Raw genomic sequence first — 22,247 nt, 5'->3', positions numbered from 1 at the left:
CCTCAGGGCTTCGACAGGGGCTGCATCGCTACTGGCGGTGCACAGACTCCAGCGGACTTGTCGCACAAGCGTGTGACGGCGTCGTCCAGGCGTTCGACGGTCTTCGATACCTGCTCGAGCTGTGCATGGGCATCAGCGCGCAGGTTGCGCGTTGTGAGGAAGATTGCACCCGAGGCGAACAGGTTCGCCAAGGTGAGGACCAGCAGGAAGCCGGCCAGACTGCGTTGTGTGTCGACGCTCATTGCGAGTTCGCTTTCTTGTCGTCGGGTAGGGTTTCCACCTTAGCACCGTCCGACGCCGCCGGCACGTTAGATGGTGTATCAGTCGTACGTCGCGGAAACCGTGCGCCCAGCCGCGCCTCGATGAGCTTTTCGAGATAGTCGATGGTGCGTGCCGCGCCGAGCCAGCCCGAGACGCCCACGAAGGCGTAGGTCAGATCCTCGCTCACACCTGTGGCCCGGCAGAACTTGGCCACCAGGAAGCCCACGAAGCCGGCGCCGCAGGCGGCCAGCAACGCGGTTTGCCAGCTGGAGACCTCGCGGCGCATCAGCGCGCCGATGAGGCCGCCGAAGAATGCGAGCGCCGCCTGCGCGACACTCGCATAGATCTCGTCGAAGTCGATCTTCACGGCGCTTCCGGCGCCGGCCAGCCGGCCGTGGTGTCGTAGGCTTCGAGTGCGGGACGATCGCCCGCGGTCAGCAGCACCGCGATTGCCTCCAGGTGCACGCGCTCGGCCGCGTAGGAGGCCTCGCGCTGGCGCACGTACTTGGCATAGGCGTCAGCTAGGTCAGCCGCTGCGAAGTGTCGCCATTCGCCGCCGAGCTCGATGTCGACTTCCGTCACGCCGATGAATGCGTGCCCCAGTGCAAGCGACGCGATACGCCCCATCTGCGCAGGGACGGGCGCAAAGGTCGAGTTGTCATCCAGCACGACACCTACCTCTTCGGCCTGCGCACGCCGCGCAGTCACGGCCCAGCGCTTGTACATGGCAACTTCGCTCAGCGGCGGGGGTGGCGCCACCTGCGTGAGCGCTCCATCGACGTACCACCACCCCGAGGGCCAGTTGTACGGATCGAACGCTGCGGGCACGGCATCCTCGGGAACAATGACCCGCGACTGGGTCGAAGTTGGCTCGTTGTAGCTGTAGACGTCCGTGTCCTGCCATTGGACTACGGCTTTGGTGTTGATGTCGTAGAGGATGTATTTCATGACGTTTGTACCCGTTCAACTTACCATTCGATGATGACCAGGCCGCCAGAACCCGTGCCCCCGACGCCCCCGTTGGAGCCGCCGCCGCCGCTGCCGTAACTTCCGCCTGCACCGCCACCACCTGCACCAAACCCACCAGCTGCCGCGCCGCCGACACCCGTAGAGCCTGACCGGCCACCCCCGCCACCGCCGCCGAAAGGACCTGAAGCACCCACGCCGCCAACGCCAACGCCGCCGTTGAAACCGGACGCGCCGTCAGCGCCGGACGTGCCGCTCGGGAAGCCTGTACCCGCAGCCCCACCTGCAGGAACGCCCGACGAGAAGTTGAAGCCGCCGCCGGTCAGGCCGGCGCCAGTCAACGTCACGAGCGAACCGACGACCGTATTGGCGCCGGCCGCCCCCTGTACGCCCGGCACGGTAGGCGTGCCGGCCGCACCGCCCGTGCCGCCAGTGGATGGGACGGTCAGGGCGATGACCGTGCCCGGAGTCACCGTGTACGGCTGGCGAATGATCGCTTGACCGGCGCCACCGCCCGCACCACCAGCGCCGACGCCCAGCGAGTTTGTGGCACCGCCACCGCCACCGCCGCCGGAGCCAGCGGCACAGGCGCTGACGTAGATCGTTGAGACGCCGGGCGGCACGGTGAAACTGCCATTGGCCGTGAAACGTGCGATGTTCGCAGACTGCGCGCGCTGCGCGGCGCTCATGTTCGTGCCATCGCAAAGGATAGGCACGACGTCACCACGGTTGACGACGACGCCCACACCGGCAGCCGTTTTCACGGTCAGTGCAAATGCACCCGTGCCGGTGTTGTTGACCACGAGCCAATTCTTGACCCATGCCGGGAAGATGATGGTCGTTGCGGCGGTCAGGTTGCCCTGGATGAAGATGATGCCCTTGGCTGCCTGTGCAGGCGTGAGCGTCACCGAGGTGGCGAGGTTGACGCCCACCGTGCCGATAGTCGTCGCACCGTAGGCGTAGCCGGGCACCCAGTTCGTACCGGTCGCATCCGGGTCGTTCGCGTTGTTGTCGGCGGTGCTGAACCAGGTGCCGCGCAGGTCAGCTGCGGGGATCTGTGCGCCGTTCGGGTAGCCGCCGATGGCGACATTCCCTGCCCACGTAGCATCGTAGGGCAGCGAGCCGCCGCCCATGAGCCACCAGGCGATGCGCGCGACCTGGTTCATTGCACCATTGAAGTCTTCGCCCTGTGGCGGCACGCCGCCCGATTCGGGCGGCTGCATCGTCAGCGGCGGAAAACCTGCGGACTGGCTCGCACGGGTGGGATCCGCCGAGGTCAGCGGAATCTCGACCTTGTTGGCATCATCCGCGGCAAACGGCTTGAGCCATTTTGCGGGGCGTTGTGAGTTTTGCATGTGCGTATCCTAGCTGTGCCGGTAGAAGGGCGCCACTGACCACGGCGTGACGTAGTTCGGATTTGCCCCGATGTTTGCAGTGGCGAACCCGAAGAACCCTGCCGGCACGCCGTAGATGAAGCTCGCGTCAGTGCCGGCCGGCTGCGGGAACAACCCTGATTCTATGATGGCGCGCTCGACGGGCGTAGGGGAAAACTCGAAGTGGTATCCGATGTTCATCGGATGGTCAATGTCGTAGCCGACATAGCACTTCCCGCGGTCGCCGAACATCGCGCGCATGAGCGAGTTGAGCGAACCGCAGTCGCACGAAGCGATGTTGGCCGCAGCCTTCACGAGCAGCAGTTTGCGATAGGAAATGTCGTCCAGTGCATAGGAAACAGTACCGCCAGCCTGGCCGCCGTAGAACGGCTTCGTACTCCAGGGCCACCAGTTGGTGCCGGGCGCGGCGCCCTTGTCGAAGCCGAAGTTTTCGCCGGGCGTAGGCGTGACCTGCAGGTAGCGTGAACGTCCGAGGATCCGCCCCCAGATGTCCAGGCCGAAACCTACCGCCGTTGAGATATCCCAGACGTTGTATAGAAAGTCGGCAGTGAACTGGGTCAGGTCGACCCACTGGTCGAACGAGTCAAGTAGTTGCAGCAAAGTAGCACTATTTGAGTACTGCTTTTGGACGGTTGGACCGAGGTAGCCGGTGGTCATGGTCGAACCTCCGCTACACGGCGACGCGGTTCACTGAAACATTCAGCTGCGCACACACGGGCTGCTGATCGATGCCGAAGGTCAATGCGGCGCCCGAGGCAGGTGCAGCGCTGAGCCCGATGAAGATCGACACGGGCGTGATGTTCTGGATGGTGAGCAGCGGCGCGGCGTAGGTGTCGGCGATGACCTGGCCACCGATGCGTGCGCGGCTGATGTTGATCGAACCGTCTGGCGACGAATAGCCGCTAGCGAAGGCCGTCGCGACGGCCTGCTGCACGAGCGTGATGTAGTTCGCCGGCAAAGACGCGCGGTCGGCAACGTTGACGGTGAAGTAGACCTGCGTGGGCGGACGGTCGTGCATGAAGCGGATCGGGTAAACCGGGAAGGGCTCGCTGTAGCCCTCGCTGTCTAGGATGTTCACCGTGACCGTCGTCTGCGTCGAGAAGCCGCAGCCGCAGTCGATCTTCGACCAGATGGCCTGCGCAATGGCTTCGACGTCGCCGCCGGTCACGTTGATGGCGATCGAGTGCGCAGGAATCGGATAGTTCGTCGAGCCCGCCACGATAGCGCTGTCAGACCCGTTGTTGTAGACGTAGACGTCCGACACACCGGTCACATTCGCCACGGCCGCGCGGATGGCCTGGGGTGTGCCCTTGCCGCCGATCTGCACGCTGTCAGCGCGCCGCGTCTCGAAGTCTGCGCGGCCTTCGACATCGCGGCCCGGCACGCTGGGCGCTGCGTTGGTGACGCTTTCCCACCCGGGCACCTGCTGGTAGATGCTCAGGTCGTCCACGCCTGCCGCGGGCAGTGCGCCGGGCGTTGTCGCCTGGAATGCGACAGCACCTGCGCCCACGCCGTCAAAGACGATCGGCAGCACGGAGGCCCAGATGGTGCCGTCACTGGAGCGCACTTGCGAACCTGCGGGCAGCGTAGCGCCCACCACGCCACCCACGGTCGCGGCAACGTAGGCATAGGTCGCCTGTTGCCGGGTCAGGAAATAGATGCGGCCCAGCGCGTCCTGGTAGGCCCCCGAGCTGGTCAGCGGGTCAACATTCGCGATGAGCTGCGCGAGCATCGCCTGAAACGCGGCCACCATGTAGGCCTGCGAGCTCGCGAGCTGCCCCTGAGGCGTCGTCAGCTCGGTATTGAGCACCTTGCCGGTCGCCGCGAAGGCTGCAACGTAGTCGGCCAGCACACCTTGGAGAATCGCCTGTTCGCTGGCCGTGACCAGGCCAGTCGGCGTAAACTGCGGAAGGGGCACGCTCGTGGTCGACATGGCCGCGATGATAGCAGGCACGTGCGTGCCGGGCTACTTCTCGATGTCCTCCCCGCCAGGAGTAGTGCCCTTGAGAGCGGCGATGGCGCGGATGATCTTGAATACCTGCTCTTCGCGATCTTCGAAGCTCAGCATCGGAAGGCCGAAGTCGTAGTTATCGATTTCCCTGCCGAACTTGTCCAGTGACCAGTAGATCTCGCGGCACTGAACATCGCTCAAGGCGCATCCCTGAGAGGGGCAGCGCTGGGCGGCTGCAGCGATAGGCCCGAGCGGGATGGTCTTCCAGCCATTCGCTTGTTCGACAACACCGGGGGCCGAATGGAAGTCCACGCGGCGCAAGCTAGGCTTCTTGGCGGCGTAGTGGAGCCATGCAACAGGCGCAGAAACTGCCGTGTGGGGAGCGGTCGTGTTGGACAACTTCAGGTCATCGAACAGTGCCACCGGCTGCGCTACCGTTGCGGGGGCGGCAGCTAGCGCGGCCTGCACTTCCTCCTGCACCTTGGCCGTGAAAAAGCCGAGTTGCCACTTCAGTTCACCCGCTGCGTCACCTTTTGGCGTAGGCGCGCACTTGGCCCAAAGCTCGTGCAGACGGCTGCTATGCAGCAAGTCATTGCCAAACGCCGGCGAGAAAGCCTCTGCGGCCGGCGCGCTCTCTGCTGGTGCTTCCTCGCGCGATGCGAGGCGCTGGCCGGCATTGAATGCGGCCTCGTACTGGCTCTTGTTGTCCTCGTCCAGCATCAGGAAGTCGTCGCCCGGCAGTCGCTCTTTCGCTACGGCCTGTTGCTGCGACCACCATTGCTCGAAGGTCTCCTTCTCCCCCGCATCGACCGCAGGTGGTTCGGGGCGGGATGCGAGGGCGGGCGGCGTGTTCAGAAACGTATGCCCGGTCACGATGGACAGGGCGCAGAAATCGACGTGCAGTTTTTGGAATGCAACGGCATCGTCGCGTCGGCCAAAGTGTGTGGCAGTGTTGGCGTCGTTTTCCCACTGGAGATGCGCGGTTTTGCCGGTGTCCACAATACGCAACCAACGATGGCGCGGGAAGTGGTCTTGATCTTCAATCAGCCAGGTTTCCTTCTCCCCCGCATCGACCGCAGGGGGTTCATCGCGGGATGCGAGGGCGGTGAGCCGTGCGGCCGCTTCAGCCATGAGCTCAGGGCTATGCGTTCTGAGCCTTAGCAGTTCTTGGGCGAGCTCGTAGTTGCTGTAGTTCTTGGGGATCATGCTGTCGCCTTAAATGCGTTACCGCTTTTGAATGCCTTAAGGTCTTCGCTGTCGCCGACCCATGTGTAGAGCCACTTCCCGGATTCGGTACGTCGCCAATAGTCTTCCCCTTCATTCGGAGGCTCTGACAACGGCGCTGGCTCGCGTTTCATCTCGGCCATTGCAGTTGACCAACTGATTTCGCCCCACGTATGCATGCAGTACTGGCAATCACGCCAGAGGGCGCCGTGATGCGAATACCACTGCTTCACACCCTTCTTGCCGCACTCAGGGCAGTGCGCGCGCTTGGGCTTAGGCACGTTGTAGCCCTGTCCTCTACGAACGCCCATGACGCACCCCCTGCATGAACGTTTGGAATTCGGATTCGTGCCAGCCAGTCTCGAATCGACCGTCCGCCATTGGCGGCGCGCTGTTGTCGGCCCAGCCATGCGACTTCGCGGCCAGCTTTGCCCAAGCAGCACGGTCATTCGCCTCCTGCTCGCGCGAGAACTTGGGCGCGAATTGCAAAATGTCCGTCACCGCCCCGGCCGGCTCTTTGCTGGGGGTGGTGAAAGGGATACAGCCGTGCTTGCGGCAATGGGCGACAGTCTCGCAGGCGTCGCAAATGTTGTGATCGGTCATGGTGGGCTTTCAGTATTCGAGGGGTACGAGTTCCAGGCCACAATCCGCGAGCGCGACGAACGCGGTCTGCTGGGCCTGGCGGTCCCGGAAGACGGTGCGCAGCAGTTCTTCGGCCTGCGCACCGGTGTATGTGACCACATCGACACCGCGCAGGAAATCGCGCAGATCCACATGCGTGCGCTGCCCTGCGAGTTCATCGAGCATTGCGGGTTGTTGAGACATTCAGGACTCCGGTTAGTTGGTAGACGAATTCTAACCGTGATCTTTCAACAATGTCAACTAGTTGCGAATCAGGTCACGCCGCCGGAAGTGCCGCCACCCGTCGTCACGCCGCCATGGGTGTGCGTATCGGTCAAGTTCTTGCCGTTGTAGGTGAACGTCCCGCCCGTGTAGGCCACTGCGACGCCGCTGAAGTTCATGGTCCCGCCGGTGACGGACCAGTTCATGTTGGCCATCGTGACCGTGCCCGCCCCGCCGCCATAGCCGAGCCAGCTCATGTTGCCCAGGAACGAAAGGGTCGGCGCCGTGGCTCCGAAGGACGTCGTCGCGGTGTTCTGGATGATCGGCGCCTGCAGGTCGATGCGCGTACCGGCCTTGATGAGCACAGCGCCACCGGCATCGATGGTGATGTCTTCGTCAGCGGTGATGTTGATCGATGCAGGTGAGTGGATGTCGATGCCGCCTGCCTCGGGCTGGAACCGCACGTATTGTGTCGGCTCGGGATTGAGTACGCCGCCGATGTACAGCGCGTCGGCAATGTCGTGGCGCCGGTCCGTAGCTGGCGGCCCCTGCGTCGTCGTCGTCGACTTGACACTGGTGATGTCGCGTTCGGCGAAATTCACCAGGCCAAGGTCGCCCACAGCTGGGTCGAGCACCACCGCAGACGGGCCGCCTTGGTAGCGCATGTACGGGACGTTGTAGACGGGCGACTGTTCGATGACCTTGCGCGCCGTGTCGGCCTCCTGCACCATGGGCAGCACGTCCACGAAACCCACCTTGCCGGCGGTGGGTCGCACAGCCTGCACGCGCACCAACTGCGTTGTGTGCACGCGCCCGAGCATGCGGCCGATGATGAATTCCTGCTGACGGCCTTCGTCGAACTGGTCTTCGAAGCTGGGGAGGTAGGGATATGCGCTCATGGTCAGATATGGTTTAGCCACTCCAGCAGTTGAATCAATTGCATCTTATTGTACTTCTGCATATTCAGAATTGCGGGAATCACTTGCAGATTAAGTCCGCAATGAAGACCTGACGCTTTTCGGCCTTGCAAAGGAATTAGATGGTCGACGTGCCACTCCATACCGTACGCGGAGCGTGCAATGGCTAGTGCGCTAGCTTCCTGGGCAACTAACTCGTCGAATTCTCCGAACCACCCCGGCACCCTTAATTGCCGCTTCGCACGTTTCTTTGATGCGTAAGCGTTAACCTTGTCCGGATTCTCCGCACGCCATTTAGGCCCCGCGACGCGGGCGAGCTCGCGCATCTTCTCCGCATTTGCAACATACCAAGCCTCTTTGTTACGCTTCACCCGCTCGGGATTGGCCGCACGCCACCGCGCGTCCGCAGCTCTCAACTGCTCAGTGTGAGTTTGGCGATAGGCGATCTGGTAGGCTTTGCGTGCGTCTTTATTGGCTAAATATCGCGCAGCGTTCATTTGCTGCGCCTTCGTCGAATTCTTCGCGTAATACTCGCGGCGATATTGTTGGACAGTATCAGCCCGAGCGGCGTCCAATAACTTTTCGGCGCGCTGCGCAGCTACGTGAGCGGCGTTCTTTGCGTACCAGTTTCTTGCATATTCGCGGCGTTTGGCCGTAGCAGCATCAATCGTTTCCATTGCCTTTTGCACCAAAACTATTTGCCGCCAGCGCGGTCGTCCACTGACCACTCGGGTAGTTCACGTCGAGCTGATGTGCAATTACGGCAGTTACCCATTTGGTTTTATTTATAAATTGAAAATCCGTCACGTGCACGTCGAGCGGCGCACCGGGGCGCAGACGTGCATTGAAGACGGTCGATAGCTGCAAGCCGCTGCTCGAATAGACCGGGTAGCCCTGCAGGCCGGTATCGGCTGCGATGCGGATGGCGTCCTCGTTGAACGGTGTGCGTGCCTTGCGCACGATCAGACGCTGCAGGTTGCAAAACCACGTCAGGTCATCGTAGTGGCGCATCAGCGTCGAGATCTGCTCCAGCGGCGAGCCTGACACGTGTACGTCGGTGATCGGGTAGCGTGGCGCCGTCTCGCTGTAGTCGAGCGAGAACCCCTGGGGCTTGATGATGTTCGTGAGCGCGTCCGGCAGCGCGACGGGGCCAGTGCCCGAGGCATAGGGGCTCGCGGTGGTGTTCATCAGGATCATCGACGCATTGGCCTCGATCACCAGCTTCACCTGCGGCATGCCCGACGCGTCCACTGCCGACCAGGTGATGACACCTTGGAACAGCGGTACAAAGTCTTTACCGTCCCACACGTCGATCGACAGCGTGTCGTCGTTCTGCGGTGTCAGCGTCTCCATCCACAGCCGCGCAATCTGGTTCATGGACGACAGCGGCACACCGAAGATCTCGACCTTGGCATTGCCGTATTGCTTGCCGCCCTGACGCACGCTGATGCGCTGGCGGTGCTGTTCGAACGTGTAGCTGTGCTGCGTCTGCTTGCCGGCGTTGTCGGGCCGCGTGACCTTCACGATGGTGCGTGCACGTCGCTCAACGAATGGATTGAACATCGATTTTCCAGTCTTCCAGCAGCGCCTGCACCTTGGGCGCCAGTGCCGGCGTTTCGCTGATGATGTAGAGCGCGCAGCGGATCAGGTCGTCCTCGTCGGCACCGTCACGGTCGGCCAACCGCAGCGCGGACAGGGGATTGTAGGCGCACAGCGGCGAGCCGGGCCTGTGTGCGTAGTGGTACCCGCCGCACCTGCACAGCTTGTGCCCAGTGGCCTGCACGTGGCGCATGAACAGGCCGCGCGTCGTGCGCCGGGTGCGGCAGTCAGGGCAGCGCAGGATCATCAGGCGCTCGCGAACACAACTACTTCGCGAAGCAGCGGCATGTCGGCTGGAGTGGCCTGAAACGCAAACCAGTCACGTCCGCCGGGCGCCTTGTAACGACCGATCGGTAGTCTCACATGGCGAACGTGCGAATCACCGTAGCGATGGCGCAGCTCGAATGCCCACGAGTGACCACCCTCGCCTCGGTACACGTCCAACGGCACCAACAACCAACCAAGCAACTTGCCTGGGTCACTGGCGTCTCGCACTTCCATGTTGAATCGTTCAGTCGCGCTCATGGCCGTAGCACCATCACGAAGCGCGGATCGTTCTTGCCCGACAGCATGCGCTCGAGGTACGGCAGGCCGTACATCAGCATCGAGGCGGCGTACGGCGTATGGGTGAGGATGGTTCCTGCACCACCATTCCACAGCGCAAAGATGGCCTCGGGCGGCAGCGCGCGGCGCAGGTCGGTCATCATGCCTTCCATCACCTTGTCGAGCATGCCGGTGTTCTCGCGGGCGATGGCGTCGTAGCTGCGCATGATGCGGTTGAAGGTCGCGACGTGCTCGGGCGACACCCACACGCCATGGGCGCCTTCGAACCAGCCCTCGCGACGCAGTTGCGCGGTCGTGCGCGAACGCTGCGCGCACGCCTTGTCCGACGTAGCGCCGCTACCGCCCTGGCACAGCTCGTTCAGCTGTTGCCAATCCGCGAGCGTGTCGGCCTTGGCGACGCCCACGAGCCCCCAGCCAAGCAGCAGGCCCAGCACAAGGCCGATAATGACGCCGCGCCAAAGGCGGCCCGCGCCAGAAGCGACTCGATAGGCTGCGGCGCGACGCTCCGATGCACGCTGTTCCACGCCGTAGGCGTGTCCCTGGCGATAGGCCGGTGAGCCGAGCACTGTCCGGTGCTCAGCGCGCGCGTTGTAACCAGCCTCGTAGCCCTCTTGGAAATCATCGGCAGCGCGCTGGCGCACGTGATGATCTTCGGCGGCCGGGCCCGGTCCGGGGACAAGTTCGACAGTCATACCGCACCGCCTTTTGCCTTGGCGATCAATTCGCGCATGGCACGCTCAGTGCAGCCGATGCCCGAGCCGTGGCCGTATTCGAACTCGTAGACCGCTTCGAGCATTTCCAGCATTTCCCGGGCGGCAGCCAGCACATAAACGTTCGGCTCTTCGAATTCGTACTTGCCGCGGGTCGACGCGCAGCGTGCGATAGGGCTGCCGTCTTCCGCGCAGACCATAAGGCCCGCACCGACGTGCCACGGACCGGGCGTGGGTGGAATGTCCAAAAACTTGCGCATGGTGCTTCCTTTGCAGTTGATTCAGTGGTTACGAATCTAACGCAAACCTAAACGCTATGTCAAGCGTTTATCGCACCGCTGAGTTGTAATTTGTGGCCCCGCCGACGCGTTGGATCCCTCCGACCAGCTCCTGCGGGTTGTTTGCCTGCACGGTGATCGGGCCATTGAGGTTGATCTGTTGGCCGACCGAGGCCTGCTGCTGGCCGTACTGGCCGGCGATGGTCGCTGCCGTCTGCCCGCGGCGCAGGTCTTCGGCGACGTTGCCGTGCCGTTCGTACTTGGCCGACACGGCGGTGCCGAGCTGCGCGGCAGTACCGCCGCTGGCAAAGGCTGCGCGGCGTGAGCGCGCTTCCTCAGGATCATTGCTCGCGAAGAAGTCGAGCTGCTCGTCGATCGTGGCCTGGCTCGGCAACTTGCCGTAGCGCGCCTGAAAGGCCTTGGCGCGGTCGCCGCGCAGCTGGAACAGGCCGTGCGCACCAATGCCCCCGCCGGCCGGGTTGTAGGCCGCCGGGTTGTAGTTGGACTCGTGTTTGATGTTCGCGGCGACCGCAGCGGCCTGGTCCACCGTGAAGCCGCGCGCGATCAGGCCGCGCATGACGTCGTCCTGCCCGCTGCCGCCCCGTGGTGCAACGGGTGCAGAGCCGGTCGGCGCAGCGGCTGCGGTGCTGCCCGCCGTCGAGCCGCCTGAAGCGCCCGCCGCGAGCCGTGCCTGCGCTTCAGGCGTGAGGATCACCCCGCCACCGGGCGAGCCTGTGCGCGCCTCGCCCACGAGCATGCGCCAGCCCTTTGCGACGCCTTCGCCGAAGTCGGCCACGGCGCCCTTCACCTTGCCAGGGCCGCCGATGACGTAGCCGACCTTCTCGTCGATCCAGTTGTAGAGCGCCTCGGCGGCGGCGGCCAGTTTCTTGAAGCCGAAGATCACCACGTCGAGGCCTTCACCGAGGAAGCCAATGGCAGTCCCCAAGGCGCGCATCAGACGTGCGAGCTCTGGGGCTTCGGCGTCCAGTACTTTCGTGAAGCCCTGCACGCCGCCGCCGGCAGCAATCACCTTGTCAACGAAGGCGCTGACCTGCTGCGCGCCCTTGCTCAGCCACTGCGCGAATTGCTCGATCTGCGGCTGCAGCGCGGAGGCGAGCGCGTTGGCAATATTGAGCGCGGAATTCTTGGCCGCCTCGAGCGCGTTCGTCACGCTGTCGAGCGCCTTGCGGTTCTCGGTGGCGGACTCGGCATAGGAGCGCGCGAACTCTTCGCGCACGTTCTTTTCGGACTTGATGAGCAGGATCAGGTCATTCGATACACCGGAGGCCGACAGGCCCGATTCGATCTGCCCCTGCTGCGCAGCCGACGAGCCGCGGTAGACCCGCTGTGCGTTGGCTAGAATGTCCGTGATGCTGGCATCTGGCGAGACGTTGATACCCATGCGGGCAAAGGCCTGCATGGTCGGCGCGCTGCCGGTCAGGTGGAATTGTTTCTGCTCACGCGCCAGGTCGGCGATGGCCGCGCGGCCCGCTTCGGCATCAGCGCCCAGGCGGCGTGCCGCCGAACCCCAGGCCTGCATTTCGCGGTTCGACAGGCCTGTGGACACGCTCGCGCGCCGCAAGCCGGTCTCGAAATTCGTGAGGGCGACGACGGCCTGCACCAGCCCGGCGGCCCCGCCGCCGATGCCGAGCACCGAACCCACCGTGAGCGCGAACGAGCGCAGCTGGCCGGCGAACTGCTTCACCGCTGCCGAGCTTTCCTTCATGCGCTTGTTGCGTGCGTCGTCGACCTTCTTCAGCTTCTTCTCGGTGGTCGTGACCTGCTTTTCGACCTCCTTGTCGGCCTTCTTGTATTGCGACGTGTCCAGGCGCAGCAGGACCAGCAGTTCATCGACGATGTTCGCGTTGGCCATGGGTCAATGCCTCACTGCAGGATGAAGTTCTTCGCGTCGATCAGCGCGGTCTGCACGCTGTTCGCGGCGTTCGTATAGACCTGGCCGATGCGGTCGATGGGGCTGCTTTTGGGCTCCTGCACGTTGGTCTTCGAATCGTCGCTCGACGGGATCTGCGGAATCTCCACGAACTGTACGGTCAGGTACAGGATGTTGCTGCCGCGGTCCTGGCGCGTTTCGTACGCCATATCCTTCAGCGTGTAGTCGACGAACACGCCCTGTGGCGAGATGAGCGTGTAGAGGGTCGTCGGGGCCTGTGTTTCAGCCTGTCGGATGGCCGCGAGCCACGTGAAGCGCGCAACGTCGGAACCGGTCTTGATGAGCGTCACGGACACACCGGTCGGGCGACGCACCTTGTTGTAGGTCGCGAACGCGCCCTTTTCGACCGGGTAGTCGGATGTCTGGCTCTCGTAGCGCGGGGCGAATTCGCCCCACGAGTCAGGCACGGTCAGAGGCTCGAAGGTCTCGCTGTCGACGATGGCATAGATCGGCCGCGGTGGGTTCAGCCTCGGCAGCCGCGAGGCGATCGCCGAGAGGATGTTCAACCCCGTGACCGTGGCCACCATCTCATGCCTCGCCGATGAAGTTGAGCTTCACAAGGGCGAGCAGCACTTCGCCGAGCGTCTTCATCTCGCGGATGTCGTTCGGCAGCAGCTTGCGGTTGACGCCGGGATGTTGCGGGTCGGGTGAGATGCGCACGTAGTCGAGCAGTTCGTTGAGCAGCGTGTGCAGCACCAGGGGGTCCGCGCCCTGCATCGTCTTCATGATCGTGTCGATGGGCGGCTCTTCGGCCTCTTCAGTGCTCTGGCGCCACTGGTCGATCAGCGCCTGGTACGAGTCGATGCGCAGCGCCGAATTGAAGCGCAGCACGTAGCCCGCCTTCGTCATCGGATCGATTTCGAGCAGCGTGAACTGCTTGCCGGCATCGCGGCCGGTCGCGGCGATGATGGTCGAGGTCAGGGCGTCGTCGAGTGGATTCATGGTGGTGCTTTCTGCGATTCGTGCCAGTTGCGGATGGCGCGGACGTTGTTTACTTCCTGCAAATTGAAGCAATCCTCGGTGCTCAGGACGGTCTCCAGCTCATGGTAGGTCGCCAGTTTTGATTCTAGTACAGCGGCCAGTAGCGGCGAACAGAACGTGACGCGTGCCTCCGTGCTGCCGTGCAGGATGTGGTCACCCACCATGGCTACGGGGATGTCGACCGATTCGCGCTCGATGATGAAGCCGGTGTGCAGGTAGAGCGCCTGCTGCTGGATCTTCTCGATGTTGCGCCAATCGCGCACGCCGTGCGCACCGGTAGCGCCCAGGTCAAGCGCGGTGCCGTCAGGCAGGCGGGCGTCAACGAACGGGCTCAACAGCCGCAGACCGCGCTCACCCAGGTCGCGCACCTGTTTCAAGTGCTTGAATACCAGCGTGATGACACCGCCGTCTTCGGACTCGCCCACGGCGCGCAGCGCAGCGCGCGCAGCGCGGTCGGCGACCAGTGCCGGCAGCTCGGTCAGTCGTAGCGCGGTGCCGGCATCGCGGCCGGTGAGGTTCAGGGTGTAGGTTTTCAGCATGGACGAAATAAAGGGCGCACCGACAGGGTATCGGTGCGCCCTAATCCCCACCAAGGGACGAGACCCGCAAAGAAAGCCCAGCCAGTGTAGCGCACAGGTCGTCGCCGTACAAGGTCATTCATCGGGCAGCTCACCGCGGCCCGTTGAGCGCAACGGACGGATCGCAGGACTGTCGTTCACCCCTCTGGAACGTATGGTTTTCACGCCGTTGGTGTGCACATCACTCGGGCGCCACTTGTGACCGCACCCAGAGCACAAGTGCGAGCGATGAGGTGGGTTGTCCCAATCGATACGTTCGGTGTTCCCAGGTCCGAGCGAGCGTTCCGGTGCGTCGATGTGTTGCAGGCCGCAAGCAGGACAGAACAACACGATGTCGATGACCAGTGCCCCGAGATCGCGAATCATGTTGCCGCCTGCGCAGAGTTGTCGCGCCGCTTGCGCCGGCGCAGGTCCTGCGGCAGGTCTACGCCGCGCCGGGCTACGTCGATAGCTGTTGGCTTGACGTGGTACTTCTCGGCGGTTGCTGCGCGGCCCAGCCGCGGCAGGTCTTCCAGCATCTGCTGACGCTCGGTCGCCGTAAGCCCGTACAGGCCGCGAAGGCCCGTCGGAGCGGGCGCAGCTTGCACCTGCAGCCGGATCCAGGATCCGCCGCCGAGTGCGTGCAGCTTTGCAGCCTCGTCCTCGGTGATGTCGATGTACAGGTGGATCATGATGCACTCCGTTCCGGTGTTGGCCACGAGGTCGTGCGCGTCACGTTGTGTGCCAGCGGGGTGATGAGCAGGCTGTACTCCGTGCCGAGCAGACTGTTCAGGTTCCGAACGTGCGCGGCATGCCTGCGCAACGCGATGCCGGCGTCGCGCTGCTGCGACTGCTCAACCGTCAGTTCGTCGAGCGGCGACTTGCGCCACAGCCCGTGAGGATCGATCCAGTTTGCCAAGTGCTCGAGGTATTCGGGGCTCATGCTGCTGCCTTTCGTTGGAGTGCAAGGGACGCGCGGCCGCGCCGTGCGGCGGCGTAGACGGACGCGATTTTCAGTCCGTACTTTTCAGCCAGAACGTGCCTGCCGTTGTAGAGGGCCTGCGCGATCTCGATGTCTCGTGCGTAGGCTACGCGCTTCGTGGTCCGGCGGGCGAACTGCTTGGCGTGCGGTGCCTGGCTGGCCACGTCCGTATGCATCTCGATGGTGGTGAAACGATGGCCGTTGCCGCACTCCCGCCGCCGGCGCACGGTATCGTGCGGACCTTCGCGGCTTTCCAGCACGCGCAGGTCGTCGCTGTCGCAGCAACGGCACTTCACGATGCAGCCTCCTGCGCCTCGGCAAGGTCGGCAAGCAAGCTGCGGCCGGTGTCGGTCAGGGACTCGCCATCGATTGCACCCCAGCCGATCAGCGTGGCGCGGCAGGTCATCAGTCCGCGAGCGTCCCCGATGCGGGACGAAGTCAGCTTGCGGCCGTCGCGCGCAGCTTCGAGTACTTGGCGATGCCCGCTATTCATGCGTGCGCGCATTTGCGCAATGGACGGCCCGAGCGCGTGCTGCGCGCTCACGACGCATCCTCCACCAGGTAGTGTGTGCAGGTGTCGGCCTGGAAGTAGGCCGGGCGCAGGTCGGGTCGCACCTCGTCGATGGTGCGCGGCTTGCGCCACGCTTCGTGCCGGTCGTACCAGTCGTCGAACTGCATGTCGGTAGCGCCCGACAGCAGGATCGCACCGGTCTGCGCGTCGATGACGACGTGCGCGGCCCACTGTGGGTGAAGTTTGGCGAGCAGGGTTCCCATGATGGTCTCCGGTTCAGCCGAGAACGTCAGTGGGCTGAACGATGGGCACGTCCTGCCATTGCAGGACGCCGGCGACGACAGCGCCCATCTCCAGCCGTGCGTTGCCGGGAGTCGTTACGCGCAAGCGCAGTAGCGGGTAGTCAGTGTCCGGGCGCGTCGCCGCAAGCGGCTCAGGTGTCTCATTGCGCTGATAGGTCATTTGCGTTCTCCGGTTGAATCGTTGGAGCAATTCTAACCAAGATGTTTCGCAAATGTCAATAACCTAGTTGCCCGGAGGGTCTCCGTAGATCAGCAGGAAGCGTGTGCCGAACCCGTCGAACGTCGGATCGTCTACGCCTTGCAGGTCGGCGAAGCCGAGGAACTGCGGTAGTCCGCGGTAGCGGTCCGGGTTGATGTCCGTGCGGTCGAGGCACAGCCGGCCGCTCGCGACAGGCACTTCGTTGTAGAGCACGTCGGCGAAGAGGCCGTAGTTGGTCGTGGTGAGCGTGATCCGCGCGAGTTGGCCGTCCAGGATGCAAGACAACTCCTGGTTTGCGACCTGCTGGCACGGAATGATCGTGTACGGCATCGCGCTACGTGAGTTGCACTGCGCCTGAAGCGCCGTTGAAATCGGCGACGGTCAGGTTGCCCGACAGCACGCGCTGATCGCGCCCCGCGAAGGCGAAGTCCACCAGTGCCGTGCGGCACTCCGGCACCTTCAGGGCTTCGGTGTTGTAGGCGCTCTGCAGGAGGGCCATGTTCGGTGCCTCGCCCATGATCGTCTCGTAGCGGATGCCCTGCGTTGTGTCGTAGTAGACCTCGCCGCGCCAGGATACGCATCGGGTGGCCACGTCCTGTGCCAGGCGCATGCCTGGGCCGGTCTCATCGCTCTTGGGCGTCGATGAACCCACCGTACGCCAGTTGCCCCGGGAATCCACGTCGAGATCCCAGTTGCCGTAGTCAAGTGCCAGCGTGTCCATACGGCGCAGTGTAGCGCACGGGCTTATTTCGATCTACTGCGCAATTTGGCACGAATCTTGCTAGATGACAGAATGACAATATGACACTACTTTTGAACTTATATCTAGAAATAAAGAATATATATTAATAAGGATTTAGGTAGTGTTTGTAGTATTGGAGAGCTTCCTAGAAATGACGCGACATGGGCGTCATTCTGTCATGGACGTTAAGTCGAAAGTACTCATTGCCGGAATTTGGGCTAAATGACCCTCGGGCGGTACACTTGCACGCGTGACCGACTACCGCCTCGCGCCCGTCAAGGCGTCCCTCATTGCTGACCTCGTCGAGTTGATAAACATCAACCTGGCCGAGTTGCTGCGCTCGACGGTTCAGACCTGCACGGAATGCGGTGGGCATGGGGAGGTCGGCGGCCGAGCGGCCTACGCCGGCGGTCACGGCGGCCCGCTCGACGGTTCGCGCCCGGTGGCTGGCACGGGCGAGACCTGCGGCACCTGCGGCGGCGTGGGCGCGATCGAGCGCTACGTGGTCGACATGGAGCAGCTCAAGACCTACCGCTACGGACGCCTGGTCGAGGGCTTCGAGGTCAAGCAGGGCCAGCTCGTCCCGAAGATGCGCTCCAAGGACAAGGCCTTTGCGATGCTGACCAAGCTGCTCGGCTTCGACAAAGCCGTGTTGGAGATCGCTCAGGGGGCGACCTTCGCGCAGGCGCTGTCGCAGGAACAGCGCGACACGTACGTCGAGCAGCTCAAGGAGTTGGCCACCATGGGCGCGCTCGATGGCTGACGCTGCGGTCCTGGAACGCCCAGAGGTCGCAGCGGGCCCGCCGGCGCCCGATCCGGTGCAGGTGCTGGTCGAGTTGGCCCGGACCAACTTCGCGGCCTTCGTCAGCGCGACGCACCGGCCACGCTTCAAGCACTCGGGGTTTTCGCTGCGCGTGTGCCGCGCTATCGACCAGTTTGTCGAGGACGTGCTGGCCGGCAAGCGCCCGGTGCTAGTGCTGACGGCGCCGCCACAGCATGGCAAGTCCTCGCTGATCTCGCGCTGCCTGCCGCCGTACCTGTTCGGGCGCCTGACGGGCGAGCTGCCGGCAGTGCGTATCGCGAGCGCCAGCTACGCGCACGCGCTGGCCCAGCGCAATCGCCGCGATGCGCAAAACATCATGCTGGAGCCGATCTATCGCGAGATCTTTCCTGAGGTGTCACTGATCGGGTTCAAGGGCATCGACAACGCGTCCGAAGGCCTCGAGGTGCCTGGCGAGGGCTGGCTGCGTGGTGTCGGTGTCGGCGGCCCGCTGACGGGCTTCAGCGTCGATATCGGCCTGATCGACGATGCCGTGAAGAATGCGCAGGAGGCCCTGTCGGAGCTGACCCAGCAGACGCACCGCGACTGGTACGACGCGGTGTTCACGACCCGGCTGCAGGCGCGCTCGGGGACCGTCATCATCGGCACGCCATGGTCCGCAAACGACCTGCTCGCGTATGTGCGCAAGACCATGAAGGGCGACTCGCGCCTGACGGTGCTGTCCTTTGCCGCGCTCAACCTGCCCGACGAGATCGGCTACAACCCCGATTTGCCCGCAGGCGCGCTGGTGCCGCACCTGCACGACGAGACGAAGCTGCGCGAGCTCAAGCTGCACATGTCGCTCATGTGGTGGGCGAGCATGTACCAGCAGTCGCCGCTCGCGGACGTGGGCGCGATCTTCAAACGGGACTGCGTGCGCTACTACCGCCGCGCCGATTTGGCCAACCTGCGTTTCGTGCAGGAGGTCATCAGCGTGGACGCGACGTTCAAGGACGGTGCTGCATCGGACTTCGTCGCCGCCGGCGTCTGGGCCAAGACCACCGAGAACGACGTGTACCTGCTGACGGGCCGCCGCGAACAGCTCGCCTTCATGGCCACGGCGCAGGCCATCGCGGATCTGAAGCGCAAGCATCCGCGCGCGCTGAAGATCTTCATCGAAGAGGCAGCCAACGGCGCGGCGCTCATCGACATGCTGCGCAAGCACTACCCGGGCATCGTCGGCGTGCCGCCGCTCGGCTCGAAAGAATCGCGCTGGCACGCCGTGTCGTGGGCATGGGCGAACGGTCAGGTCTACCTGCCGCATCCCGAAGAGGCGCCTTGGATCGTGCCGTGGGTCGCTGAAATCACGACGGTGCCCGATGCGAAGAACGACGACACCGCGGACTGCATGGCCATCGCACTGCAACAATTGCTCCTGCGCACCCCCATTTCGCAGCTCATCACGCAGGACATCCTGCGCGCAGCGGGTTAAACTTCGCGCGACAACCGAATAAGGTATTCCAACATGGCCCGAAGCCGCCTGCCCCCTACCCGCCGCACGCCCGCCACCAAAGCCGCAGCAGCCACGACAGCGCCCAGTGCCCTGCCGGCAGAGACCGCCGACGAGAAGACCCGGCGCGACCGAGCTACGGCGCTGTCCTCGGCGGTGACGCAGGCGCCGGTCGCCGAGCCCTCGCCGAGCCTGCAGCTAGCCCGGGCGCACGCCGTCGATGAGGCCAATTACACGCCCAAGGAGCGACGCGCCGCCAGTCACGCAATGGATTGGGCCGGACAGTCGCGCAGCGCGCTGTCGTTCGTCGAAAATGCAGGCTGGCCGGGCTTTCCGACCCTTTCACTGCTGAGCCAGCTCGCCGAGTACCGCTCCATGCACGAGACGCTCGCCGATGAGTGCGTGCGCTGCTGGGGCGTCGTTGCATCCTCGGGCGACGGGGATGACGATCGCTGCACGCAGATCGAAGCCGAGCTGAAGCGCCTGAATATCCGCGCCGCCGTGCGCCAACTGGTCGTGCACGACCAGGCCTTCGGCGGTGCGCACGCGTATATCAAGCTCAAGGACGATGACGGCATGCGCAAGCTGCCGCTGCTGCTCAAGCCCTACTCGGTGCGCCGCGGCGCGTTCCAGGGCCTGCGCGTGGTCGAGCCCTACTGGGTCACGCCGAACGACTACAACTCGATCGACCCGACCAAGGAGAATTTCTACAAGCCCTCGTCCTGGTGGCTGATCGGCACCGAGGTGCATGCGACGCGCCTTTTCACGATCGTGAGCCGCCCCGTCGCGGACATGCTCAAGCCGGCGTACTCCTTCCGCGGCATCAGCATGACGCAGCTTGCGATTCCCTACGTCGACAACTGGCTGCGCACGCGCCAGTCGGTGTCGGACACCGTCAAGCAGTTCTCCGTCTCGGGCGTGCTGATGGACCTGCAGCAGTCGCTGCTGCCTGGTGCCGGCACGTCGCTCGACTACCGGGCGCAGCTGCTGAACCTGTACCGCGACAATCGCAATCTGCTGCTGCTCGACAAGGCCACCGAGGAATTCTTCCAGGTCAACACGCCACTGTCGGGCCTCGATGCCTTGCAAGCTCAGGCCCAGGAGCAGATGGGCGCCGTCTCGCACACGCCGCTCGTGAAGCTGCTCGGCATCACGCCTTCGGGCCTGAACGCGTCGAGCGACGGCGAGATCCGCGTCTGGTACGACTACGTCCACGGCTACCAGGGCGCGACGCTGTCGCCGCTCATGCAGGTGGTGCTGCAGCTGGTGCAGCTGTCCCTGTTCGGTGTCGTCGACGAAGACATCACCTGGCAGTGGGAGAAACTGCACGAGGCGACCGAGGTCGAACAGGCCACGATGGACCGCGAGCAGATGGAGACCGACCGCGGCTACATCGAGGCTGGCGTGGTCACTGCCGAGCAGGTCGCGCAGCGCCTGTCGTCCGATCCCGACTCGCCCTACTCGGGCATCGCGGATGGCAACATCGACGCAATCCCGGATGACGACATCGCGTCCATCACCGAGGCGATCCTGGGCATTCAGCCACCGGTGCCAGAACCCGCGGCACCGGCAGCCCCTGCGGCATTGGGTACAGCGGGCCTGCCGCCCGGCGCGCAATCCGGCGTTGAACATCCGCTCGAGGCCTGAGCATGGAGCTGCGCAACCCGGGCAAGCGTGACATCGTGCTCGGTGCGGTCGTGCCGAACGTGCAGACCGAGGCCGCCTATCGCCGCGATCTGGCCAAGGCCATAACTAACATGTCGGCGAGCTACGAGTACTGGCTGCGGGCCAAGTACCGGCGCGCACTCGATACGAACATGGCCGCCGGGCGCCTGCCCGACCCAGAGCGTGCACAGGACGCTGACCTGCCGGGCCCGAGCGAATCGGCCGGCGACATGTTCGACGAGCTGGCGCGCCTGCGCGCGCACTGGGAGAAGCACTTCGAGACGCTGTCGCAGAAACTTGCCTCGCAGATGCTGCAGGCGATGTACCGCGACAACGCGTTGTCGTGGGGCAGCAAGCTCAAGCGAGCCGGTTTCGACATCGATTTGCAGCTGACACCCGCGCAGCGGCTGATTCTGAAGGCCAAGCTGCCTGAGAACGTCGCGCTCATCCGGTCGATCCAGCAGGACTACCACAAGGACATCGAGGGCATCGTCTCGCGCAACTTCCTGAAGGGCCGCGACCTGTCCACCATGGCCGACGAGATCAAGGAGCGCGGCGGCGTGTCGGCACGTCGCGCGGCGCTTATTGCACGCGACCAGTCGAACAAGGCCACCGCGCAGATGAACGCCGCGCGCCAGCAGGAACTCGGCTTAAACTGGGCAACCTGGATCCATTCGAGTGCCGGCAAGGAGCCGCGCGCCACGCACACCAAGGCCGGCCGCGAACAGTGGATCTTCGACACGCAGGCGGGGATCGACTTCGGCGACAGCTTCGGCCAGGTGCTGCCGGGCGAGGCCATCAACTGTCGGTGCCACAGCCGCACGATCATTCCGGCGCTGGGTCGTGGCGACGTGCAGTCCGCCGACGATCTGGAGCCCGTGCCCGGCTTCCCGGGTGCCTATCGCGCGAAGGCCGGCCGCAACGCTGGTGAAAAGCAGAAGCAGGACGTCGTGCACACCCGTTCGCCAGCCGGTTCGCCTGTCGTCTACAGCTAGTTCAGAAACGACAAAGCCCGAGCAGCGCGCAATGAAGCAGACCCGCTCAGGCTCCGAAGGGTCGTTTCATCCCCGACCAAAGTGTGACGATTGTGCCAGAAACGACAAAGCCGCGAGGCCTTCGGGTTTGACTCCTAAGAAACGCGGCTTTGTCGCCTACTAGTCCCGAGTCGGAATCCGAGACCGTCGCCTCGGCTGGTGCACCCCGCGCTTTCCGCTCTTTGCTTTCGTACCGCGTTGTACACCATGAAGTCCGGCGCGTTGGCACCAGACCGAGGAATCGAACCTCGCCGCGATTGGTGCCAGTATAGCGAGCGGCGCACAAGGTGTTCAACGAATGTCGCTATCGTTGCGCACACGCCCATAGGCAGCTATCATCGCGCGA

General features: G+C 64.0%; 32 protein-coding genes. 4 read left to right on the top strand and 28 right to left on the bottom strand.

Going from position 1 to position 22,247, the window contains the following annotated elements; translation table 11 throughout:
• Positions 1-2: 2 nt before the first annotated feature.
• The 28 genes from Q0030_RS37785 to Q0030_RS37650 form a co-directional block, all read right to left on the bottom strand.
• Positions 3-242 carry a hypothetical protein gene (locus tag Q0030_RS37785; protein WP_298379318.1) on the bottom strand — a complete coding sequence of 80 codons (240 nt, stop codon included), beginning with the start codon at positions 240-242 and terminating at the stop codon, positions 3-5.
• Positions 239-628: a phage holin family protein gene (locus Q0030_RS37780; protein WP_298379315.1), complete on the bottom strand. Its 390-nt coding sequence runs from the start codon at positions 626-628 to the stop codon at positions 239-241. Before Q0030_RS37780 ends, Q0030_RS37785 begins: the two co-directional genes overlap by 4 nt.
• Positions 625-1,209 carry a hypothetical protein gene (locus Q0030_RS37775; protein ID WP_298379313.1) on the bottom strand — a complete coding sequence of 195 codons (585 nt, stop codon included), beginning with the start codon at positions 1,207-1,209 and terminating at the stop codon, positions 625-627. The genes Q0030_RS37780 and Q0030_RS37775 overlap by 4 nt, the downstream gene beginning before the upstream one ends.
• Before the next feature lie 20 nt (positions 1,210-1,229).
• Positions 1,230-2,582, bottom strand: a complete 1,353-nt coding sequence (locus Q0030_RS37770; protein ID WP_298379311.1) for a hypothetical protein — start codon at positions 2,580-2,582, stop codon at positions 1,230-1,232.
• 9 nt (positions 2,583-2,591) lie between these two features.
• The gene (locus tag Q0030_RS37765; RefSeq protein ID WP_298379309.1) at positions 2,592-3,278 is read right to left on the bottom strand and encodes a DUF2612 domain-containing protein; all 687 of its coding nucleotides are present in this window, start codon (positions 3,276-3,278) and stop codon (positions 2,592-2,594) included.
• A 13-nt stretch (positions 3,279-3,291) separates the two neighbouring features.
• Entirely contained in the window at positions 3,292-4,554 is a 1,263-nt protein-coding gene (locus Q0030_RS37760; RefSeq protein ID WP_298379307.1) for a baseplate J/gp47 family protein, read from the bottom strand.
• Between the two features lie 33 nt (positions 4,555-4,587).
• Complete coding sequence (locus Q0030_RS37755; RefSeq protein WP_298379304.1) at positions 4,588-5,778, bottom strand: hypothetical protein; 1,191 nt, start codon at positions 5,776-5,778, stop codon at positions 4,588-4,590.
• A 315-nt stretch (positions 5,779-6,093) separates the two neighbouring features.
• A complete protein-coding gene (locus tag Q0030_RS37750; protein ID WP_298379301.1) occupies positions 6,094-6,399 on the bottom strand; it encodes a hypothetical protein in 306 nt (101 codons plus the stop codon).
• 9 nt (positions 6,400-6,408) lie between these two features.
• On the bottom strand, positions 6,409-6,621 hold the full coding sequence (locus tag Q0030_RS37745; protein WP_298379298.1) for a hypothetical protein: 213 nt from the start codon (positions 6,619-6,621) through the stop codon (positions 6,409-6,411).
• A gap of 68 nt (positions 6,622-6,689) precedes the next feature.
• Positions 6,690-7,538 carry a Gp138 family membrane-puncturing spike protein gene (locus Q0030_RS37740; RefSeq protein ID WP_298379296.1) on the bottom strand — a complete coding sequence of 283 codons (849 nt, stop codon included), beginning with the start codon at positions 7,536-7,538 and terminating at the stop codon, positions 6,690-6,692.
• Between the two features lie 2 nt (positions 7,539-7,540).
• Positions 7,541-8,233 (bottom strand): hypothetical protein, encoded by a 693-nt coding sequence (locus tag Q0030_RS37735; protein WP_298379291.1) that lies wholly within the window; start codon positions 8,231-8,233, stop codon positions 7,541-7,543.
• Entirely contained in the window at positions 8,220-9,119 is a 900-nt protein-coding gene (locus Q0030_RS37730) for a hypothetical protein (protein WP_298379288.1), read from the bottom strand. The genes Q0030_RS37735 and Q0030_RS37730 overlap by 14 nt, the downstream gene beginning before the upstream one ends.
• Positions 9,100-9,402, bottom strand: a complete 303-nt coding sequence (locus tag Q0030_RS37725; RefSeq protein ID WP_298379285.1) for a hypothetical protein — start codon at positions 9,400-9,402, stop codon at positions 9,100-9,102. The genes Q0030_RS37730 and Q0030_RS37725 overlap by 20 nt, the downstream gene beginning before the upstream one ends.
• Positions 9,402-9,680: a hypothetical protein gene (locus Q0030_RS37720; RefSeq protein ID WP_298379283.1), complete on the bottom strand. Its 279-nt coding sequence runs from the start codon at positions 9,678-9,680 to the stop codon at positions 9,402-9,404. The genes Q0030_RS37725 and Q0030_RS37720 overlap by 1 nt, the downstream gene beginning before the upstream one ends.
• Positions 9,677-10,411, bottom strand: a complete 735-nt coding sequence (locus Q0030_RS37715) for a hypothetical protein (RefSeq protein ID WP_298379281.1) — start codon at positions 10,409-10,411, stop codon at positions 9,677-9,679. The genes Q0030_RS37720 and Q0030_RS37715 overlap by 4 nt, the downstream gene beginning before the upstream one ends.
• Positions 10,408-10,689: a hypothetical protein gene (locus Q0030_RS37710; protein ID WP_298379279.1), complete on the bottom strand. Its 282-nt coding sequence runs from the start codon at positions 10,687-10,689 to the stop codon at positions 10,408-10,410. Before Q0030_RS37710 ends, Q0030_RS37715 begins: the two co-directional genes overlap by 4 nt.
• 67 nt (positions 10,690-10,756) lie before the next feature.
• Positions 10,757-12,580: a phage tail tip lysozyme gene (locus Q0030_RS37705; RefSeq protein WP_298379277.1), complete on the bottom strand. Its 1,824-nt coding sequence runs from the start codon at positions 12,578-12,580 to the stop codon at positions 10,757-10,759.
• Between the two features lie 11 nt (positions 12,581-12,591).
• The gene (locus Q0030_RS37700; RefSeq protein ID WP_298379275.1) at positions 12,592-13,185 is read right to left on the bottom strand and encodes a phage baseplate protein; all 594 of its coding nucleotides are present in this window, start codon (positions 13,183-13,185) and stop codon (positions 12,592-12,594) included.
• Position 13,186: 1 nt separating this feature from the next.
• Positions 13,187-13,600, bottom strand: a complete 414-nt coding sequence (locus Q0030_RS37695; RefSeq protein WP_298379272.1) for a hypothetical protein — start codon at positions 13,598-13,600, stop codon at positions 13,187-13,189.
• Positions 13,597-14,178 (bottom strand): hypothetical protein, encoded by a 582-nt coding sequence (locus Q0030_RS37690; protein WP_298379270.1) that lies wholly within the window; start codon positions 14,176-14,178, stop codon positions 13,597-13,599. The genes Q0030_RS37695 and Q0030_RS37690 overlap by 4 nt, the downstream gene beginning before the upstream one ends.
• 401 nt (positions 14,179-14,579) lie before the next feature.
• Complete coding sequence (locus Q0030_RS37685) at positions 14,580-14,888, bottom strand: hypothetical protein (protein ID WP_298379267.1); 309 nt, start codon at positions 14,886-14,888, stop codon at positions 14,580-14,582.
• Complete coding sequence (locus Q0030_RS37680; protein WP_298379265.1) at positions 14,885-15,139, bottom strand: hypothetical protein; 255 nt, start codon at positions 15,137-15,139, stop codon at positions 14,885-14,887. Before Q0030_RS37680 ends, Q0030_RS37685 begins: the two co-directional genes overlap by 4 nt.
• A complete protein-coding gene (locus Q0030_RS37675; protein ID WP_298379263.1) occupies positions 15,136-15,474 on the bottom strand; it encodes a hypothetical protein in 339 nt (112 codons plus the stop codon). The genes Q0030_RS37680 and Q0030_RS37675 overlap by 4 nt, the downstream gene beginning before the upstream one ends.
• Entirely contained in the window at positions 15,471-15,722 is a 252-nt protein-coding gene (locus Q0030_RS37670; RefSeq protein WP_298379261.1) for a hypothetical protein, read from the bottom strand. Before Q0030_RS37670 ends, Q0030_RS37675 begins: the two co-directional genes overlap by 4 nt.
• A complete protein-coding gene (locus tag Q0030_RS37665; protein ID WP_298379258.1) occupies positions 15,719-15,952 on the bottom strand; it encodes a hypothetical protein in 234 nt (77 codons plus the stop codon). The genes Q0030_RS37670 and Q0030_RS37665 overlap by 4 nt, the downstream gene beginning before the upstream one ends.
• Before the next feature lie 13 nt (positions 15,953-15,965).
• Complete coding sequence (locus Q0030_RS37660) at positions 15,966-16,151, bottom strand: hypothetical protein (protein WP_298379255.1); 186 nt, start codon at positions 16,149-16,151, stop codon at positions 15,966-15,968.
• Between the two features lie 63 nt (positions 16,152-16,214).
• Positions 16,215-16,520: a hypothetical protein gene (locus Q0030_RS37655; RefSeq protein ID WP_298379252.1), complete on the bottom strand. Its 306-nt coding sequence runs from the start codon at positions 16,518-16,520 to the stop codon at positions 16,215-16,217.
• Positions 16,521-16,524: 4 nt separating this feature from the next.
• Entirely contained in the window at positions 16,525-16,911 is a 387-nt protein-coding gene (locus Q0030_RS37650) for a hypothetical protein (protein ID WP_298379250.1), read from the bottom strand.
• Between the two features lie 271 nt (positions 16,912-17,182).
• Here Q0030_RS37650 and Q0030_RS37645 point away from each other — a divergent pair, with 271 nt between their 5' ends.
• From Q0030_RS37645 to Q0030_RS37630, 4 genes are read left to right on the top strand one after another with little or no spacing between them, the layout of a single operon-like run.
• Complete coding sequence (locus Q0030_RS37645; protein ID WP_298379247.1) at positions 17,183-17,695, top strand: hypothetical protein; 513 nt, start codon at positions 17,183-17,185, stop codon at positions 17,693-17,695.
• The gene (gene terL, locus Q0030_RS37640; RefSeq protein ID WP_298379244.1) at positions 17,688-19,184 is read left to right on the top strand and encodes a phage terminase large subunit; all 1,497 of its coding nucleotides are present in this window, start codon (positions 17,688-17,690) and stop codon (positions 19,182-19,184) included. Before Q0030_RS37645 ends, terL begins: the two co-directional genes overlap by 8 nt.
• Before the next feature lie 33 nt (positions 19,185-19,217).
• Positions 19,218-20,849 (top strand): DUF1073 domain-containing protein, encoded by a 1,632-nt coding sequence (locus Q0030_RS37635; RefSeq protein ID WP_298379242.1) that lies wholly within the window; start codon positions 19,218-19,220, stop codon positions 20,847-20,849.
• Positions 20,850-20,851: 2 nt separating this feature from the next.
• The gene (locus tag Q0030_RS37630) at positions 20,852-21,862 is read left to right on the top strand and encodes a phage minor head protein (protein WP_298379240.1); all 1,011 of its coding nucleotides are present in this window, start codon (positions 20,852-20,854) and stop codon (positions 21,860-21,862) included.
• Positions 21,863-22,247 lie beyond the last annotated feature (385 nt).

Source organism: uncultured Bradyrhizobium sp. (assembly GCF_947648125.1).
Classification (GTDB): Bacteria; Pseudomonadota; Alphaproteobacteria; order Rhizobiales; family Xanthobacteraceae; genus Bradyrhizobium.
The sequence above is the reverse complement of the archived record's forward strand: the minus strand, read 5'-3'. Positions and strand labels throughout refer to the sequence as shown.

Bases quoted from the DNA above. Each gene is read 5' to 3' on its own strand.
- Q0030_RS37785 (WP_298379318.1), bottom strand. From the start codon at position 242: ATGAGCGTCGACACACAACGCAGTCTGGCCGGCTTCCTGCTGGTCCTC.
- Q0030_RS37775 (WP_298379313.1), bottom strand. From the start codon at position 1,209: ATGAAATACATCCTCTACGACATCAACACCAAAGCCGTAGTCCAATGG.
- Q0030_RS37770 (WP_298379311.1), bottom strand. From the start codon at position 2,582: ATGCAAAACTCACAACGCCCCGCAAAATGGCTCAAGCCGTTTGCCGCG.
- Q0030_RS37765 (WP_298379309.1), bottom strand. From the start codon at position 3,278: ATGACCACCGGCTACCTCGGTCCAACCGTCCAAAAGCAGTACTCAAAT.
- Q0030_RS37760 (WP_298379307.1), bottom strand. From the start codon at position 4,554: ATGTCGACCACGAGCGTGCCCCTTCCGCAGTTTACGCCGACTGGCCTG.
- Q0030_RS37755 (WP_298379304.1), bottom strand. From the start codon at position 5,778: ATGATCCCCAAGAACTACAGCAACTACGAGCTCGCCCAAGAACTGCTA.
- Q0030_RS37750 (WP_298379301.1), bottom strand. From the start codon at position 6,399: ATGACCGATCACAACATTTGCGACGCCTGCGAGACTGTCGCCCATTGC.
- Q0030_RS37745 (WP_298379298.1), bottom strand. From the start codon at position 6,621: ATGTCTCAACAACCCGCAATGCTCGATGAACTCGCAGGGCAGCGCACG.
- Q0030_RS37740 (WP_298379296.1), bottom strand. From the start codon at position 7,538: ATGAGCGCATATCCCTACCTCCCCAGCTTCGAAGACCAGTTCGACGAA.
- Q0030_RS37735 (WP_298379291.1), bottom strand. From the start codon at position 8,233: ATGGAAACGATTGATGCTGCTACGGCCAAACGCCGCGAATATGCAAGA.
- Q0030_RS37730 (WP_298379288.1), bottom strand. From the start codon at position 9,119: ATGTTCAATCCATTCGTTGAGCGACGTGCACGCACCATCGTGAAGGTC.
- Q0030_RS37725 (WP_298379285.1), bottom strand. From the start codon at position 9,402: ATGATCCTGCGCTGCCCTGACTGCCGCACCCGGCGCACGACGCGCGGC.
- Q0030_RS37720 (WP_298379283.1), bottom strand. From the start codon at position 9,680: ATGAGCGCGACTGAACGATTCAACATGGAAGTGCGAGACGCCAGTGAC.
- Q0030_RS37715 (WP_298379281.1), bottom strand. From the start codon at position 10,411: ATGACTGTCGAACTTGTCCCCGGACCGGGCCCGGCCGCCGAAGATCAT.
- Q0030_RS37710 (WP_298379279.1), bottom strand. From the start codon at position 10,689: ATGCGCAAGTTTTTGGACATTCCACCCACGCCCGGTCCGTGGCACGTC.
- Q0030_RS37705 (WP_298379277.1), bottom strand. From the start codon at position 12,580: ATGGCCAACGCGAACATCGTCGATGAACTGCTGGTCCTGCTGCGCCTG.
- Q0030_RS37700 (WP_298379275.1), bottom strand. From the start codon at position 13,185: ATGGTGGCCACGGTCACGGGGTTGAACATCCTCTCGGCGATCGCCTCG.
- Q0030_RS37695 (WP_298379272.1), bottom strand. From the start codon at position 13,600: ATGAATCCACTCGACGACGCCCTGACCTCGACCATCATCGCCGCGACC.
- Q0030_RS37690 (WP_298379270.1), bottom strand. From the start codon at position 14,178: ATGCTGAAAACCTACACCCTGAACCTCACCGGCCGCGATGCCGGCACC.
- Q0030_RS37685 (WP_298379267.1), bottom strand. From the start codon at position 14,888: ATGATCCACCTGTACATCGACATCACCGAGGACGAGGCTGCAAAGCTG.
- Q0030_RS37680 (WP_298379265.1), bottom strand. From the start codon at position 15,139: ATGAGCCCCGAATACCTCGAGCACTTGGCAAACTGGATCGATCCTCAC.
- Q0030_RS37665 (WP_298379258.1), bottom strand. From the start codon at position 15,952: ATGGGAACCCTGCTCGCCAAACTTCACCCACAGTGGGCCGCGCACGTC.
- Q0030_RS37660 (WP_298379255.1), bottom strand. From the start codon at position 16,151: ATGACCTATCAGCGCAATGAGACACCTGAGCCGCTTGCGGCGACGCGC.
- Q0030_RS37655 (WP_298379252.1), bottom strand. From the start codon at position 16,520: ATGCCGTACACGATCATTCCGTGCCAGCAGGTCGCAAACCAGGAGTTG.
- Q0030_RS37650 (WP_298379250.1), bottom strand. From the start codon at position 16,911: ATGGACACGCTGGCACTTGACTACGGCAACTGGGATCTCGACGTGGAT.
- terL (WP_298379244.1), top strand. From the start codon at position 17,688: ATGGCTGACGCTGCGGTCCTGGAACGCCCAGAGGTCGCAGCGGGCCCG.
- Q0030_RS37635 (WP_298379242.1), top strand. From the start codon at position 19,218: ATGGCCCGAAGCCGCCTGCCCCCTACCCGCCGCACGCCCGCCACCAAA.
- Q0030_RS37630 (WP_298379240.1), top strand. From the start codon at position 20,852: ATGGAGCTGCGCAACCCGGGCAAGCGTGACATCGTGCTCGGTGCGGTC.